Source organism: Pseudomonas sp. p21, assembly GCF_001642705.1.
GTDB lineage: Bacteria > Pseudomonadota > Gammaproteobacteria > Pseudomonadales > Pseudomonadaceae > Aquipseudomonas.
Genome location: NZ_LWBV01000006.1, coordinates 69222 through 83691, shown reverse-complemented (window position 1 = coordinate 83691; position 14470 = coordinate 69222). Strand labels below are relative to the sequence as shown.

Below are 14470 nucleotides of genomic sequence, written 5' to 3'. Positions count from 1 at the left end.
TATGTCTACATCTGTAATTCGCGGCGTTATCGGCTACACCATCACTCCCTTCACGGCAGACGGCACGCTCGACCTGGATGCCCTGGGCACGTCCATCGACCGCCTGATCGCCAACGGCGTACACGCCATCGCACCGCTGGGCAGCACCGGCGAAGGCGCCTACCTGTCCGACAGCGAATGGGAAACGGTGGTGCGCTTCAGCCAGACACGCATTGCCGGCCGCGTGCCCAGCGTGGTCAGCGTCTCCGACCTGACCACCGCACGCACCGTGCAACGCGCCCGCCTGGCACAGGCATGTGGCGCCGCGGCGGTGATGGTGCTGCCCATCTCATACTGGAAGCTCACCGAAGCCGAAGTGGTCGCCCACTACAAGGCGGTGGGTGCGGCCATCGACATTCCGGTCATGCTCTACAACAACCCCGGCACCAGCGGCACCGATCTGTCGGTGGAGCTGATCCTGCGCATCCTCGGCGAAGTGCCCAATGTGACCATGGTCAAGGAAAGCACTGGTGACATCCAGCGCATGCACCGCCTGTTCAAGGCCACCGATGGCCAGGTGGCCTTCTACAACGGTTGCAACCCGCTCACCCTGGAAGCCCTGGTGGCCGGCGCCACCGGCTGGTGCACTGCCGCGCCCAACCTGATCCCGGCCCTGAACCTGGCGCTTTGGGACGCGGTGCAGCAAGGCGACCTGGCTGAAGCCCGCGCGCTGTTCTACCGCCAGTACGAACTGCTGGAGTACATCACCCGCCGTGGCCTGCCCACCACCATCAAGGCCGGTTTGAACATGCTCGGCCAGGATGTCGGCGCGCCACGCCTGCCCCTGCAGCCGCTGGATGCACAAGGCAGCGACTATCTGAAGAGCCTGCTGGTAGAACTGGCCAACTGACCGCGACAACTGCCCCGGCGGCGTCCTGCTGCCGGGCCTCACCGCAACAGCTTTGCGTCCCCTTGGCTGGCCTCGACCTGGCGCAATACCTTCGCCAGTTTCGCCACGGCCAACGCCAGCTCGCCCGGGGTATGCGCCGCAAACCCCATCAACACTCCCGCTTCCCCCATCGACGACGCATACAGGCCGCTGAGCCCCAACAGGTCTATGCCTGCTGCCTGCGCCGCCTTCACCACCTGCTCTTCAGCCATCGGCCTGGTGAAAACACAGGGCATCTGCATGCCGCCCGCCGGCACGCGTGCGACAAGAAAGTCGGACAGCTGCACCTGCACCAGTGCCGCCAGAGCATCTCGGCGCTCGGCATAGATCGCCCGCATCAAGCGCACGTGGGCGCCGAAGTGCCCACCCTCGATGAACCTGGCAAGGGTCAGTTGTGCCAGCGAAGCCGTATGCCCGTCCTGCAACGTCCGCGCTGCGGTCATCGGCCCGACCAGTTGCGGTGGCAAGACCATGTAGGCAATGCGCAAGCCGGCGAACAGGGACTTGGTGAACGTGCCGATGTAAACCGTCCGGTCGTGGGCATCCAGGCCTTGCACGCACGCGGTAGGTTTGCCCGCATAGTGGAACTCACTGTCGTAATCATCCTCGATGATCCAGGCGCGTTGCTGCCGCGCCCACTCGATCACCGCCAGACGCCGGTCCAGGGACAGGGTCACGCCAGTAGGAAACTGGTGCGACGGGGTCAGGAAAACAGCCCTGGCATGGGGGGCCAACCGTGGGATCTGCTCGACCTGCATGCCGTCGGGGTCCACGGCCACGGCAATGCAATGCAGGCCAGCAGCAACCAGCGCCTTCCTGGCGCCATGGTACGCCGGGTCTTCGATAACCACCTGGTCGCCGGCATCGGCCAGTACGTGGGCACACAGGCTGAACGCCTGCTGCGAACTGGTGAGGATCAGCACACGATCGGCCGTGGCCTGTGCGCCCCGTTCGAGATTGACGTAATCGGCAATAGCCCGCCGCAGTGGGCCGGTGCCTTGCGCGGTACTGTGCTGCAGTGCCTGGGTGCCATGGTCCCTGAACACCTGCCGCTGCAGCTTTTCCCAGACCTGCAACGGGAAGTTGCGTGTTTCTGCCACCCCCGGCGCAAACGGGCGAGGGACGAAGAAGTCATGCACCCCGCCCTCCTGGCACAGCGCCTGGCCACGGCGGCTGAGCGCTGGCGGCTCGACCGGGGCTTTCACCCTTCGGCCCCGGGCGCGCGCCGGCAGGTGCTGCGCACGGGGTGAGACGAAGCTACCACTACCCACCCGGCGCTCGATGAAGCCTTCAGCGTGCAACTGGCCATAAGCGGCCTCGACCGTGTCCCGCGACACAGCCAGCGAGGTCGCCAGCGCACGGGAGGCAGGCAAGGCCTTACCCACGGGCAACGCCCCTTCGAGAATCAGCTGACGTATCGCCCGCTGGATACGAACGTGCAAGGGCAGCGACCCGCGCGCCGGGTCGCCGATCCAGGCTTTCACCGACTCCAGCTGTGCATGCTTGAACATTGGTATGGCCATGTCTTGAAAAGTGGCTGGGCAATACCGGCCATTCTAGCGCTATAAAAACCGGGCTTTCCAACCCTATGCGCCAGAACACCGGAGGCCCCCATGAACACGCCAGCACACACTGCTTCAACCCCGCTACGGCTGACAGACATCCTTCACCCCGTGGTGGCGGGGATCGTCTCGGTCATCGTCAATTATGGCGGCACCTTCATCCTGGTGTTCCAGGCCGCCAGGCTGGCCGGGCTGAGCCCGGAGCTGACCTCATCATGGGTCTGGGCCGTGTCGATCGGGGTCGGCGTCAGTGGCCTGGCCCTGTCCTGGTACAGCCGCGAACCGGTAATCACTGCCTGGTCCACGCCGGCCGCTGCGTTCCTGGTCACGGCGCTGGCCAGCGTGCCCTACAGCGAGGCCATCGGTGCCTATCTGCTGTCGGCCGCCGGCTTCGTGATACTGGGGCTGACCGGGTACTTCGAGCGCCTGGTGCGGGTCATTCCCGGCGGGATTGCCGCCGGGCTGCTGGCGGGTATCCTGTTGCAGTTCGGCATCGGTGCATTCGGCGGCCTGTCGGTCGACCCCGCGCTGGCCGGGCTGCTGATCGTGGCCTATGTGACGTTCAAACGCTTTACCGCCCGCTATGCCGTAGTAGGCATTCTGCTGCTGGGCCTGGGCTACCTGCTACTCCAGGGCCAGGTGGGCCTGGCAGCGCTCAAGCTGGAATTCGCATCGCCGTTGTTCACCGCGCCCACCTTCTCCCTCAACGCCGCCCTGAGTGTGGCCCTGCCGTTGTTCCTGATCACCCTCACCGGCCAGTACATGCCCGGCATGCTGGTGCTGCGCAACGACGGCTTCAAGACCAGTGCCAACCCGATCGTGGCGGTCACTGGCCTGGGGTCGTTGCTGATGGCACCGTTCGGGTCGCACGCCTTCAATATCGCTGCCATCACCGCCGCCATCTGTACTGGCAAAGAGGCCCACGAAGACCCGGACAAACGCTGGGTCGCGGGTATCGCTGCTGGTGTCTGCTACATCCTCGTGGGGGTGTTCGGAGTCACCCTGGCCAGTGTGTTCATGGCCCTGCCGGCCACCTTCATCACCACTTTGGCCGGCCTTGCCCTGCTAGGCACCATCGGCACCAGCCTGGCCAGCGCAATGGCCGATGCCCGTTCGCGGGAAGCGGCACTGATCACTTTCCTGGCGGCGGCGGCCAACATCAGCCTGTTTGGCATAGGCGGGGCGTTCTGGGGGCTGGTCATTGGCTTGCTGGCCTACGCAGTACTGAACGGTAGCCTCCGCGATTTAAACCGCTCTCCCCGGTAAGCGGGCTTTCCACCACCCTGCCGTGCGCCAGGTGCGCACGCCGTACAACAGGTATCGACATGCCCAAAGCTGGCCCCAAGCTTCTTCCTCAAATTGCTGCCGTGCACTTCGTCAGCCATGTGCACATCATGCTGATCCCGGCGCTGCTACCCGTGCTCCCCGGCTTGCTTGGAGTTGGGTTCGTCGAACTCGGCGTGGCCCTGGCCGTGTTCAACATCGTCTCCGCCCTGGTGCAGGCGCCGCTGGGTTATGCCGTCGACCATTACGGTGCGCGCAAAGTGCTCAAGGCAGGCTTGCTGCTGGGCAGCCTCAGCTTCCTGCTGGTTGCTGTCAGCCCCGGCTATACGCTGCTGTTGGTGGCGATGGCCATGGCCGGCCTGGCCAATGGCGTGTACCACCCGGCCGACTATGCGCTGCTGACCAACGGCATCGAACAAGGCCGCCTGGGGCGATCGTTCTCGATCCATACCTTTGCCGGTTTCCTCGGTTCGGCGGTAACGCCAGCAATGTTTCTTGGCATTGCTTCCATGTTCGGCACGCAGGCAGCCCTGGCGGCAGGCGCGGCAGTGGGGCTTGCTGCCTTGCTGTTGATATCGGTGCCAGGCAGTGGCGTCTATCAAGTCACCAGGCCTGGCAACACAGGTGGCGCTGACCCCACAGCAGCTCGTGCGCAACTGTTCACGCCCATGCTCGGGGTGCTGACGGTGCTGTTCATTCTGCTCAACCTGAGCACCAGTGCCATCGAGAAGTTCTCCGTAGCCGCCCTCGTCCAGGGCCAAGGCCTGACCCTGGCCTGGGCCAACACGGCGCTCACGGCGTTTCTGCTCAGCAGTGCCGTGGGTGTGCTATGCGGTGGAGCCTTGGCTGACCGGACCCGACGTCATGGCCTGGTGGCGGCACTGGCCTTTGCCCTGGCCGCGGCGTTGACGGCGCTGGTGGCCCTGGGACTGCTTCGGGGCTGGGGGTTGGTGGTGGTGTTGGGTGCCATTGGCTTGCTGACCGGGATCATCGCCCCGTCGCGGGACATGCTGGTCAAGGCGGCGGCGCCACGCGGGGCCGAGGGCAAAGCCTTCGGGCTGGTCTCGACCGGCTTCAACATCGGCGGCGCCCTCGGGCCGGTGGCGTTTGGCTGGATGCTCGACCAGCAACTGCCCAACGGGGTGTTCGTGGCGTCGATCGTGTTCATGCTGCTGACGGTGCTGCTGACCCTGGCACAGGAAGCGTATTCGGCCAGGAAACGTCGATACCCTGCATGAACCCTGGGGCTGCGTTGCAGCCCTATCGCCGGCAAGCCGGCTCCCACCTCGATCGCACTGCCTTCAAGGCCTGTGCAGTACCTGTAGGAGCTGGCTTGCCGGCGATTAGGCCGGTACAGGCTGATCAAGCTGCCGGGTTCGCATGCGCCACCCGCCCTCCTGACGCCGGCCGATTGATGAACAGCACATCCAGCACACTGTTACGCAACCCCTTCAACGCATTCCAGTTCGCCGACGCATGCACGTACCTGTCGCGCAACAAACGCTGCTCATCCTCGGTCAATCCAGGCTGCTCACACTCACCCAAGGCAAACCCATGCAACTTGCGGCTGATGCCCAGCAGCTCATCCGGCAGCCGATGCTCAGCCTGCCCGCCCAACGGCGCAAACGGCACCCCCGCCCGCACCGCCAACTCACGCATGATGCTCAGGTACACCCGGGAAAGCTGCCCCGCCACTACCCGCTCGCGGTACACCGCCGCATACACCTGCTTTTGCGCCTCACTCGGCCGGCCACCGGCAATCGGAACCTCCCAAGCCAGCACCCGCGGCCTTGGCGCGCCCATTTCGCCAAATGACGACGCCAGCAACGCACTGACTGAGGCATGCACACGAGTGTGCTCGGCGCGCATACCCAGCGGCACTCGCTGAGACTGCGGTTTGCACAGCAGCACCTGCTCCTGCGTGATATCCGGGTAACCACCACCAATGTTCGAGTGCACGCCCGGCAATACGATGTCATGGTCGCTGCGCACCAGCGGGAAGTTGTGCCGCTGTTCGTCCCCCGCCACCAACTGCACCACTTGCCGGGCAATGTCCGCGCCCAGACCCAGGCGCAAGCCACCGTTGCGGTCATCGGCGGGGTCAAGGTCTCCCTGCAGTGGCGCGATGATCGCCGCCACCGTGTCGAACAGGCCGATGAAGTTGATCACGATACCGCAGGACACAGCCAAGAGCTCGCCGCCGCCATCGTGCAGGAGGTTGGCCAGATGCCGCACCGCCGCCGCGCCGCGGCTGAAACCGAACAGGTCGAACTCGACCCGCTCGACCCTTGCCTGCGGATGCGCCTGGCGCCAGGCCCGTAGTTGCCCGGCAATCCCCGCCAAGGCCTCGGCGACCCGCGCCTCGGCCCCCCTGCGCCCACGCCCGGTGGCCGAGGCATAGGCATGATCCGCCTCACCCGCCAGGGTGCCCACGCCCTCGACATAGCGCTTCAGAAACGCCATGGTCCCATCAGCATTGGCCCCCTGCGCCGGGTACAGCGCATGCAACAGGGCCAAATTGCTCAAGGCGTTGCCATAACTGGCACCCTTGCCCCCCGGAGCATCCGCCGGCATCACATTGCTCAGGTTGTTGCCGGTACCATCGAAGAACACGCCAAAACGCAGGGTGACCGGCGTAATACGTGCTGTGCAGCCGCTTTTCAAGTCCATCCTCGTGCCTCCTGCTTGTGCAAAAACACAAGCAGGCGCCAGCACGCCGCAGCGGAACATCAGCCAATGGCCAGCCATATGCAGGACATTTCCGGACCTGCATGGCCCCCGGCAAGGATAAATTTCCCTACCGCCATTGGTCGCCACCCCCCCGGATGGATTAAAGTATCACCCCTTGCCAGGGCAGCTGCCTCCAGCCGCCTGCGGCCCCATACCAGGAACCGTCACCGATGGAACACCGTGAAGCGCTGATCGCGCTGCGCACCTTTCTTTCTTCCCAGATCCTAGGCCAGGAGAAACTGGTCGAGCGGCTGTTGATCGTGCTCCTGGCCGACGGCCACATGCTGGTCGAAGGTGCGCCGGGGCTGGCCAAGACCAAAGCCATCAAAGAGCTCGCCGAAGGTATCGAGGCGCAGTTCCATCGCATCCAGTTCACCCCTGACCTGCTCCCGGCCGACATTACAGGCACCGAAATCTACCGCCCGGAAACCGGCAGCTTCGTGTTCCAGCAGGGGCCGATCTTCCACAACCTGGTGCTGGCCGACGAAATCAACCGTGCCCCGGCCAAGGTGCAGTCGGCGCTGCTCGAAGCCATGGCCGAACGCCAGGTCAGCGTGGGTCGCAGCACCTACGACCTGTCGCCGCTGTTCCTGGTCATGGCCACGCAGAACCCGATTGAGCAGGAAGGCACCTACCCGCTGCCCGAAGCCCAGCTCGACCGTTTCCTGATGCACGTGAAAATCGGTTTCCCCGACGCTGCGGTAGAGCGGCGCATCCTGTTGCAGGCCCGTGGTGAAGCCCTGGGCGGCGAAACCAAGCCCGAGCGCCGGGTCAGCCAGCAGGCCATCTTCGCCGCCCGCAAGGAAATCCTCGGCCTGTACATGGCCGACGCGGTGGAGGAATACCTGGTGCAACTGGTGATGGCTACCCGCACCCCCGCCAAGTTCGACGCCGAACTGGCCGACTGGATCGCCTACGGCGCCAGCCCGCGTGGCTCCATTTCGCTGGACCGCTGCGCACGCGCCCACGCCTGGCTGGCCGGGCGCGATTTCGTCAGCCCCGAAGACATCCAGGCGGTGCTGTTCGACGTACTGCGCCACCGCATCATCCTCTCGTTCGAGGCCGAGGCGGCAGGGATCGACCAGGACCGCGTGGTCCAGCGTATCCTCGACGTCGTCGCCGTTGCCTGAGCCCATGCCCACCGCGTCGCTGGCCCAACCCGGCATCCGCATCGGCCTTGCCGAGCTGATCGACATGCGCCACCGCGTGCGCGAAATCCAGCTGTTTTCCCGGCCCGGCCAGCGCAGCCCGCTGGTGGGCCTGCACCATTCCAAGCTGCGCGGGCGCGGCGTGGACTTCGACCAGGTGCGCGTGTACCAGGCCGGCGACGATGTGCGCAACATCGACTGGCGGGTCACCGCGCGCACCCAGGAACCGCACACCAAGCTGTTCCACGAAGAACGCGAACGGCCAATCTTCATCCTCGTCGAGCAGAGCCAGCGGCTGTTCTTCGGCTCGGGGCTGATGTTCAAGTCGGTGCTGGCCGCCCAGGCTGCGGCGCTGTTCGGCTGGGCCGCGCTGGGCCACAACGACCGCATCGGCGGGTTGGTGTTCGGCGACAACGAACACCACGAAATCAAGCCCCGGCGCAGCAAGCAGAGTCTGCTGCAACTGCTCAACCGCCTGGCCAAGGTCAACCAGGCGCTGCACACCGAGGCCAGCCCCGGGGCCGACAGCCTCGGCCTGGCCCTGCGCCGCGCCCGCGAAGTGCTGCGCCCCGGCAGCCTGGCCATCGTGATCTGCGATGAACGCTCGCTCACCGCCCAGGTGGAGCAGCACCTGGCCATGCTTTCGCGCCATTGCGACCTGCTGCTGATGCCGGTGTCCGACCCGCTCGACCACGCCCTGCCCGCCGCCGGCTTGCTGCGCTTCGCCCAGCGCAGCGCGCAACTGGAGCTCGACACCCTGGACGCCAACCTGCGCCAGGCCTACCGCCAGCAGGCCGAAGCACGCATCGAGCGCTGGGAGCTGATGGCGCAAAAGCTGCGCGTGCTGCTGATGCCACTGAGCACCCAAAGCGAAATGATCGAACAACTGCGCGAATACCTGAACGCCCAGCGGCCACGGAGCGCGTCATGAAGAGCTGCGGCCAATGAACCCGCTTGACCAACTGCAGCCGCTGATCGCCCCCACGCCAATCGGCCTGTGGCCACCGGCACCCGGCTGGTGGCTGCTGCTAGCCCTGCTGCCGCTGCTGGCCTGGGGCCTGTGGCGGGTGCGCCGCTGGCGCCCGGGCAAACGCCGCATCGTACGCGCCGAGCAACCCTTGGACCCGGTACGCGTGGAAGCGCTGGCCGAACTGGCCCGCCTGCCGCGCCCCTACGACGGTGCCCCGGCCGGGGCCTGGCTGCAGCAGATCAACGCCCTGCTCAAGCGCCTGTGCCGCAGCCACTACCCGGGCGCCAACAGCCATACCCTCAACGGCCGCCAGTGGCTGGCGTTTCTCGACAACCGCTGCCCGGCCGCCGGCCTGACCCGCTGGATGGTGCTGGTCGAAGGCGCCTACAAACCCGAGTGCAAGCTCGATGACAAGGCCATCGCCGGGCTCAGCCAAGCCGTCGAAACCTGGATCCGCAAGCATGTTTGAACTGGCCTGGCCGTGGGTCTTCGCCCTGTTGCCGCTGCCGTGGCTGGCGCGCCTGATACTGCCGGCCGCCGACAGCGGCGAACCGGTGCTCAAGGTGGGCTTCCTCAACGAACTGGAAGGCCTGGCCGGGCGCCGCGCGCGGCTCAACCTGCCGACCTGGCGCCAGCAGGCGCCCTTTGTCGTCATCTGGCTGTTGCTGCTTTGCGCCGCCGCCCGTCCGCAATGGCTGGGCGACCCGGTGCCAGTGGCTGCCAGCGGCCGCGACCTGCTGGTGGCGGTGGATGTGTCCGGGTCGATGGACTTCCCCGACATGCAGTGGCAGAACGAAGACATCAGCCGCCTCGACCTGGTCAAGGCGCTGCTAGGCGACTTCCTGCAGGACCGCGAAGGCGACCGCGTGGGCCTGATCCTGTTCGGTAGCCAGGCCTACCTGCAGGCCCCGCTCACCTTCGACCGGCGCACCGTGCGCACCTTCCTCGACGAAGCGCAGATCGGCATCGCCGGCAAGAACACCGCCATCGGCGACGCCATTGGCCTGGCGGTCAAGCGCCTGCGCCAACGCCCGGCACAAAGCCGGGTGCTGGTGCTGATCACCGACGGCGCCAACAACGGCGGGCAGATCCACCCGCTGACCGCTGCCCGCCTGGCCGCCCAGGAAGGCGTACGTATCTACACCATCGGCATCGGCGCCAACCCCGAAGCCAGTGGCACCCCTGGCCTGCTCGGCCTGAACCCGAGCCTGGACCTGGACGAAGCCTCGCTCAAGGAAATTGCCGACATCACCCACGGTACCTACTTCCGCGCCCATGACGGCGCCGAACTGGACGCTATCGGCGACACCCTCGACCAGCTCGAACCTGTGGCCCAGCAACCGACCCAGGCACGCACGGCCAAGGCCCTGTATGCCTGGCCCCTGGCCCTGGCCCTGCTGCTGAGCGTGCTGCTGGTGGTGGCCGTGCAATGGCCCGACAACCTGCTGCAGCGCCTGCTGCGCAAGCCGCGCTTCCTGCAACCGCACCCGGAATGGCGCCAGCGCCTGAAGCGCCTGCGCCTGAGGAGGCGGCGATGATCGAACTGTGGCCCGAATGGTTGCGCCCGCTATGGCTGCTGGCCGTGCCCCTGCTCGGCTGGCTGCTGTACAAACTGTGGCACCGGCGCAAGCGCGCCGGGCGCTGGCAGATGATTCTGCCACCGGCGTTCCATGGTGTACTGCTAGGCGGTGGCAGCGGCAGCACCAGCAAGCTGCCGTGGGTGGCACTGGGCCTGGCCTGGGTGCTGGTGATCCTGGCCCTGCTCGGGCCCAGTTGGCAGCGCGTGGAAGAAAACCGCCAGCGCCCGGCCGACCCGTTGGTAATTCTGCTCGAACTGACCCCACAGATGCTCGCCGAGGACAGCCCGCCCAACCGCCTGGAACAGGCGCGGCGCAAAATCCTCGACCTGCTGGAGCACCGCCGCGACAGCCAGACCGCGCTGGTGGTCTATGCCGGCTCCGCGCACACCCTGGTACCGCTGTCCGATGACCTGGCCACCAGCCGCAACCTGCTCGAGGCGATCGACCCGTCGATCATGCCCAAACCCGGCCAGCGTGCTGACCTGGCCGTGCAAAAAGGCCTGGCCCTGCTGGCCCAGAGCGGCCTGGGCCAGGGCCGTCTGCTGCTGATCGGCTCGTCGCTCAGCGCCCCGGAACGCCAAGGCATCGCCCAGGCCCTTGGCCACCAGGGCCCGAGCCTGCTGATGCTGGGCATCGGCAGCCGCGAAGGCGCACCGGTGCGCCAGGCCAACGGCGAATACCTCAAGGACGACCAGGGCGGCATCCTGTTGCCGCGCCTGGACAGCGCCAGCCTCAAGGGCTTCATCAGCGGCACCGGCGGGCGCTACCGGCATGCCCGTATCGACGACCTCGACCTGCGTGGCCTGGGCCTGTTCGACAACCCGCGCGCCGGGCGCAATGATGGCCAGACCCTGCAGCTGGACAGCTGGGCCGACCAGGGTTACTGGCTGCTGCTGCCGCTGTTGCTGCTGGCCGCCTGTGCCGGCCGACGCGGCTGGCTGTTCTGCCTGCCGCTGCTGCTGGCCCTGCCCCAGCCCAGCCAGGCCTTCGAGTTCAATGACCTGTGGCTGCGTCCCGACCAGCAAGGCCAGCGCCTGCTGGAGCAAAACCGCCCAGCCAGCGCCGCGCGCCAGTTCCAGGACCCGCAATGGCGCGGCATGGCCTTGTACCAGGCGGGCGACTATACCGGTGCCGCCGAAGCCTTTTCCCAAGGCGACACGGCCGCCGCCCACTACAATCGAGGCAATGCCCTGGCCCGCAGCGGTGAACTGGAAGCCGCCCTGGACGCTTACGAACAAGCCCTGGAACGCCAGCCCGACCTGCAGGCGGCGCTGGACAACCAGGCACTGGTGCAGCAACTGCTGCAACAGCGCGAGGCCAAGGCCGAGGAACAACCGGCCAGCAGCGATACCCAAGGCACGCCCGGCAGCGAAACCGAAGGCAACAGCAGCTCGGCCAGCAGCCCGGCCCAGGGCACGCCCGGCAACGACGAACAAGCCAGCGCCGAACAGCCCGGCGAAGGCAGCAGCAACAGCCAGGTAGCGCCCGGCAACCAGGCGGGCGCGGATGACAGCGTCATCCAGCCGCCGCAGCGCCCGGTATCGACCAGCCTCGATGCCGAACAGCGCCAGGCCCTGGAACAATGGCTGCGGGAGATCCCCGACAACCCGGCGGAGCTGCTGCGGCGCAAATTCTGGTATGAACAGCAATTGCATCAGGAAACCCCACGATGAGTCGCTTCGGCGTCTTTCTCCTCAGTCTGCTGTGGGCCGTGCTGGCCCAGGCCGAACCACTGCTGCAGGCCAGCGTTGACCGTACCCGCCTGGAAGCCGGCGAAAGCCTGGAGCTGACCCTGGAAAGCCAGGACGTCACCCAGTTCGGCAAGCCCGACCTGCGCGCGCTGGAGGGTGACTTCGAAGTGCGCGGCACGCGCCAGTTGAACAGCCTGCACAGCCTCGACGGTGAAACCCGCGCCAGCACCCGCTGGATCATCACCCTGCTGCCGCGGCGCAGCGGCAGCCTGCGTATCCCCGAACTGCAACTGGGCCAGTCGCACAGCCAGGCCATCGAGCTGCAAGTCCTGCAGGCCGACGCCAACCATCAGGACAGCGCCTCGCAGGTGTTCATCGAAGCCACGCTCGACAGCAACGAGGTCTACGTCCAGGCCCAGGCCGTGCTGACCCTGCGCATCTACCACTCGGTGGCGCTATACGACGACAGCAGCCTCAGCCCGCTGCAACTGGAGAACGCCAAAGTCGAACCACTGGGTGAATCGCGCACCTATGAAAAGGAAATCAACGGCGTCCGTCACGGCGTGATCGAAACCCGCTATGCCGTGTATCCCCAGCAAAGCGGCACCCTCGACATCCCACCGCTGACCTTCACCGCCACTGCCGCCGCCAGCCCGGACGAAGCCCCACAAGCCAACGGCACGGCGCGGGCCGGCCGCCAGGTGCAGGTCAGCTCACTGCCATTGCACCTGGCCGTGCGGCCGATTCCGGCGGCCTGGCCGGCTGGCGTGCCATGGCTACCGGCCCGCAGCCTGACCCTGGAAGAACACTGGAACCCCGACCCTGGCAACCAGCAGGTGCAGATTGGCGACTCGCTGACCCGTAACATCACCTTGCGTGCCGAAGGCTTGTCCAGCACCCAGCTGCCACCGCTGCCAGCCACCGAAATCACCGGCCTGCGCCGCTACCCCGACCAGCCGTTGCTACGCAACGAAATCAGCGACCGAGGCATGATCGCCAACCGCGAAGAGCGCGAAGCCCTGGTGCCGACCCACAGCGGCGCGCTGGCCCTGCCGGTGCTGGAAGTGGCCTGGTGGAACACCCGCGAAGACCATCTGGAGCACAGCAGTCTGCCGGCGCGCACGCTGAACGTGCAGGACAACCCGGCGCTGAGTGCCGACACCCCGGCGGGCGATAACAGCAGTGCCAGCGGCTTGCTGTGGCCCTGGCAGCTAGCCACCCTGGTGTTCGCCCTCACCACCGTGCTGGGCTTTGCCCTGTGGTGGCGCGCCCGCTCGCAGCCAGCGGTGCTGCGCGCCGCGCAGGCCGGGCCGAGCCCGCGTACCCTGCTGGACGACCTCAAGCGCGCGTGCCAGGCCAACGACCCGCAGGCGACCCGCCAGGCGCTGGACGCCTGGGCCCGCCAGCAGCCGGAAACCCTGGCCGAGATGGCGGCGCGGTTCGTGCCGTTGTCGGATGCACTGGATGGGTTGAACGGGGCGCTGTATAGCGAGAGCGGGCAGTATTGGCAGGGTGAGGATTTGTGGCGGGCGATTGGTACGATTCCGCCGGCTGAGCAGGTGTTGTTGCCAGCGGGCGAGAACAGCAGCCTGCCGCCGCTTTATCCCAAGTAATGTGCTGCCTGTGCGGGCCTCTTCGCGGGCGTGCCCGCGAACACCGGCGCAGCCGGTGCCACCGTAAGATATTTCTGAACCTGCACCCCAATGCTTCAGGATCAACCCGCTTAGGAATTATCCTACGCGCGCTGCCGAACTATCGCTGTTGTCGGGGAAACACCTCACGGATAACGTTTCCGGGTCGCTTCGGTGACCGGGTGTGAGAACCCGACAGAGATTTTACGCAGCACCTCTATGGTGGCCGTACGTGGGCGGGCCTTGGCCTGGCCGAGTCTTTGCGTATTTCTCCTCGGTTTCTCACCCCGCGTACGGCTGCCACCCTCAATCCGTGAGAAAGATTCAGATGGCAGTTCCCTTCTCCTTCAGAGGAATACGCCATGAAGAAACTCGTGCCCGATCCACCCGTAAAACTAACGGCCCGCCCCTTCTACACCATCAACCAGGACACACCCTCGGTTGACGCCCTGATCCACACCCTCCAGCTGATGGCCGGCATCGAAGACTCGCTGGACGAATACATCTGCGCCAATGCCGGCGAGCCCGGCATCAACATGCTGGTCAACGCGGTACATCACGTACAGATGACCAAGGCCTTGGCCGAGTTGCTGCTACATCGGCAGACCGGGGATATCACCTGGCACTGACTACGGTCCTACAAAAAGCGTGATCGCGTCATGGCTGCCAGGTGTTCGTCACCACATTTCCGGCGCCTGCAAGATCGAGCGCCGCCCGCGCGGCGCTTCGCAGCACAAGGCTGCTCCTACATCTGTTTCGGGCCAATAATTCCTGTAACAGAGGCGCGCGCCCCTTTGGCGTCCACCTCGATATCGTGTCGGACAAACAAGGCGGTCGCGTGCATTGGCACAGGCTTTACTGGCCAGAAACAGATGTAGGAGCAGCCTTGTGCTGCGAAGCGCCGCGCGGGCGGCGCTCGATCTTGCAGGCGCCGGAAATATATCGA

The 14470-nt window shown here is 66.1% G+C and carries 12 protein-coding genes; 10 read left to right on the top strand and 2 right to left on the bottom strand.

What is annotated here, in order from left to right:
- Position 1 precedes the first annotated feature (1 nt).
- Positions 2 to 889: a dihydrodipicolinate synthase family protein gene (locus A4C63_RS17780; RefSeq protein WP_063913841.1), complete on the top strand. Its 888-nt coding sequence runs from the start codon at positions 2 to 4 to the stop codon at positions 887 to 889.
- Between the two features lie 38 nt (positions 890 to 927).
- Here the strand turns inward: A4C63_RS17780 and A4C63_RS17775 are convergent, their stop codons facing one another.
- A complete protein-coding gene (locus A4C63_RS17775) occupies positions 928 to 2439 on the bottom strand; it encodes a PLP-dependent aminotransferase family protein (protein WP_063913840.1) in 1512 nt (503 codons plus the stop codon).
- Between the two features lie 102 nt (positions 2440 to 2541).
- Between A4C63_RS17775 and A4C63_RS17770 the strand changes: the two genes are divergently transcribed.
- Positions 2542 to 3756, top strand: coding sequence for a benzoate/H(+) symporter BenE family transporter (locus tag A4C63_RS17770; RefSeq protein ID WP_063913839.1), 1215 nt, complete (start codon positions 2542 to 2544; stop codon positions 3754 to 3756).
- 59 nt (positions 3757 to 3815) lie between these two features.
- A complete protein-coding gene (locus A4C63_RS17765; protein WP_063913838.1) occupies positions 3816 to 5012 on the top strand; it encodes an MFS transporter in 1197 nt (398 codons plus the stop codon).
- Positions 5013 to 5136: 124 nt separating this feature from the next.
- Here the strand turns inward: A4C63_RS17765 and A4C63_RS17760 are convergent, their stop codons facing one another.
- The gene (locus tag A4C63_RS17760) at positions 5137 to 6444 is read right to left on the bottom strand and encodes a DUF2235 domain-containing protein (protein WP_063913837.1); all 1308 of its coding nucleotides are present in this window, start codon (positions 6442 to 6444) and stop codon (positions 5137 to 5139) included.
- A 230-nt stretch (positions 6445 to 6674) separates the two neighbouring features.
- Here A4C63_RS17760 and A4C63_RS17755 point away from each other — a divergent pair, with 230 nt between their 5' ends.
- From A4C63_RS17755 to A4C63_RS17725, 7 genes are all read left to right on the top strand, one after another.
- Positions 6675 to 7634, top strand: a complete 960-nt coding sequence (locus tag A4C63_RS17755; protein ID WP_013971644.1) for a MoxR family ATPase — start codon at positions 6675 to 6677, stop codon at positions 7632 to 7634.
- 4 nt (positions 7635 to 7638) lie between these two features.
- Entirely contained in the window at positions 7639 to 8583 is a 945-nt protein-coding gene (locus A4C63_RS17750; RefSeq protein ID WP_063913836.1) for a DUF58 domain-containing protein, read from the top strand.
- A 13-nt stretch (positions 8584 to 8596) separates the two neighbouring features.
- Entirely contained in the window at positions 8597 to 9091 is a 495-nt protein-coding gene (locus A4C63_RS17745) for a DUF4381 domain-containing protein (RefSeq protein ID WP_063913835.1), read from the top strand.
- Positions 9084 to 10160: a VWA domain-containing protein gene (locus A4C63_RS17740; protein WP_063913834.1), complete on the top strand. Its 1077-nt coding sequence runs from the start codon at positions 9084 to 9086 to the stop codon at positions 10158 to 10160. Before A4C63_RS17745 ends, A4C63_RS17740 begins: the two co-directional genes overlap by 8 nt.
- The gene (locus A4C63_RS17735; protein ID WP_063913833.1) at positions 10157 to 11875 is read left to right on the top strand and encodes a tetratricopeptide repeat protein; all 1719 of its coding nucleotides are present in this window, start codon (positions 10157 to 10159) and stop codon (positions 11873 to 11875) included. The genes A4C63_RS17740 and A4C63_RS17735 overlap by 4 nt, the downstream gene beginning before the upstream one ends.
- Positions 11872 to 13506: a BatD family protein gene (locus A4C63_RS17730; protein WP_063913832.1), complete on the top strand. Its 1635-nt coding sequence runs from the start codon at positions 11872 to 11874 to the stop codon at positions 13504 to 13506. Before A4C63_RS17735 ends, A4C63_RS17730 begins: the two co-directional genes overlap by 4 nt.
- Before the next feature lie 380 nt (positions 13507 to 13886).
- Complete coding sequence (locus A4C63_RS17725; RefSeq protein ID WP_024086543.1) at positions 13887 to 14153, top strand: hypothetical protein; 267 nt, start codon at positions 13887 to 13889, stop codon at positions 14151 to 14153.
- Positions 14154 to 14470 lie beyond the last annotated feature (317 nt).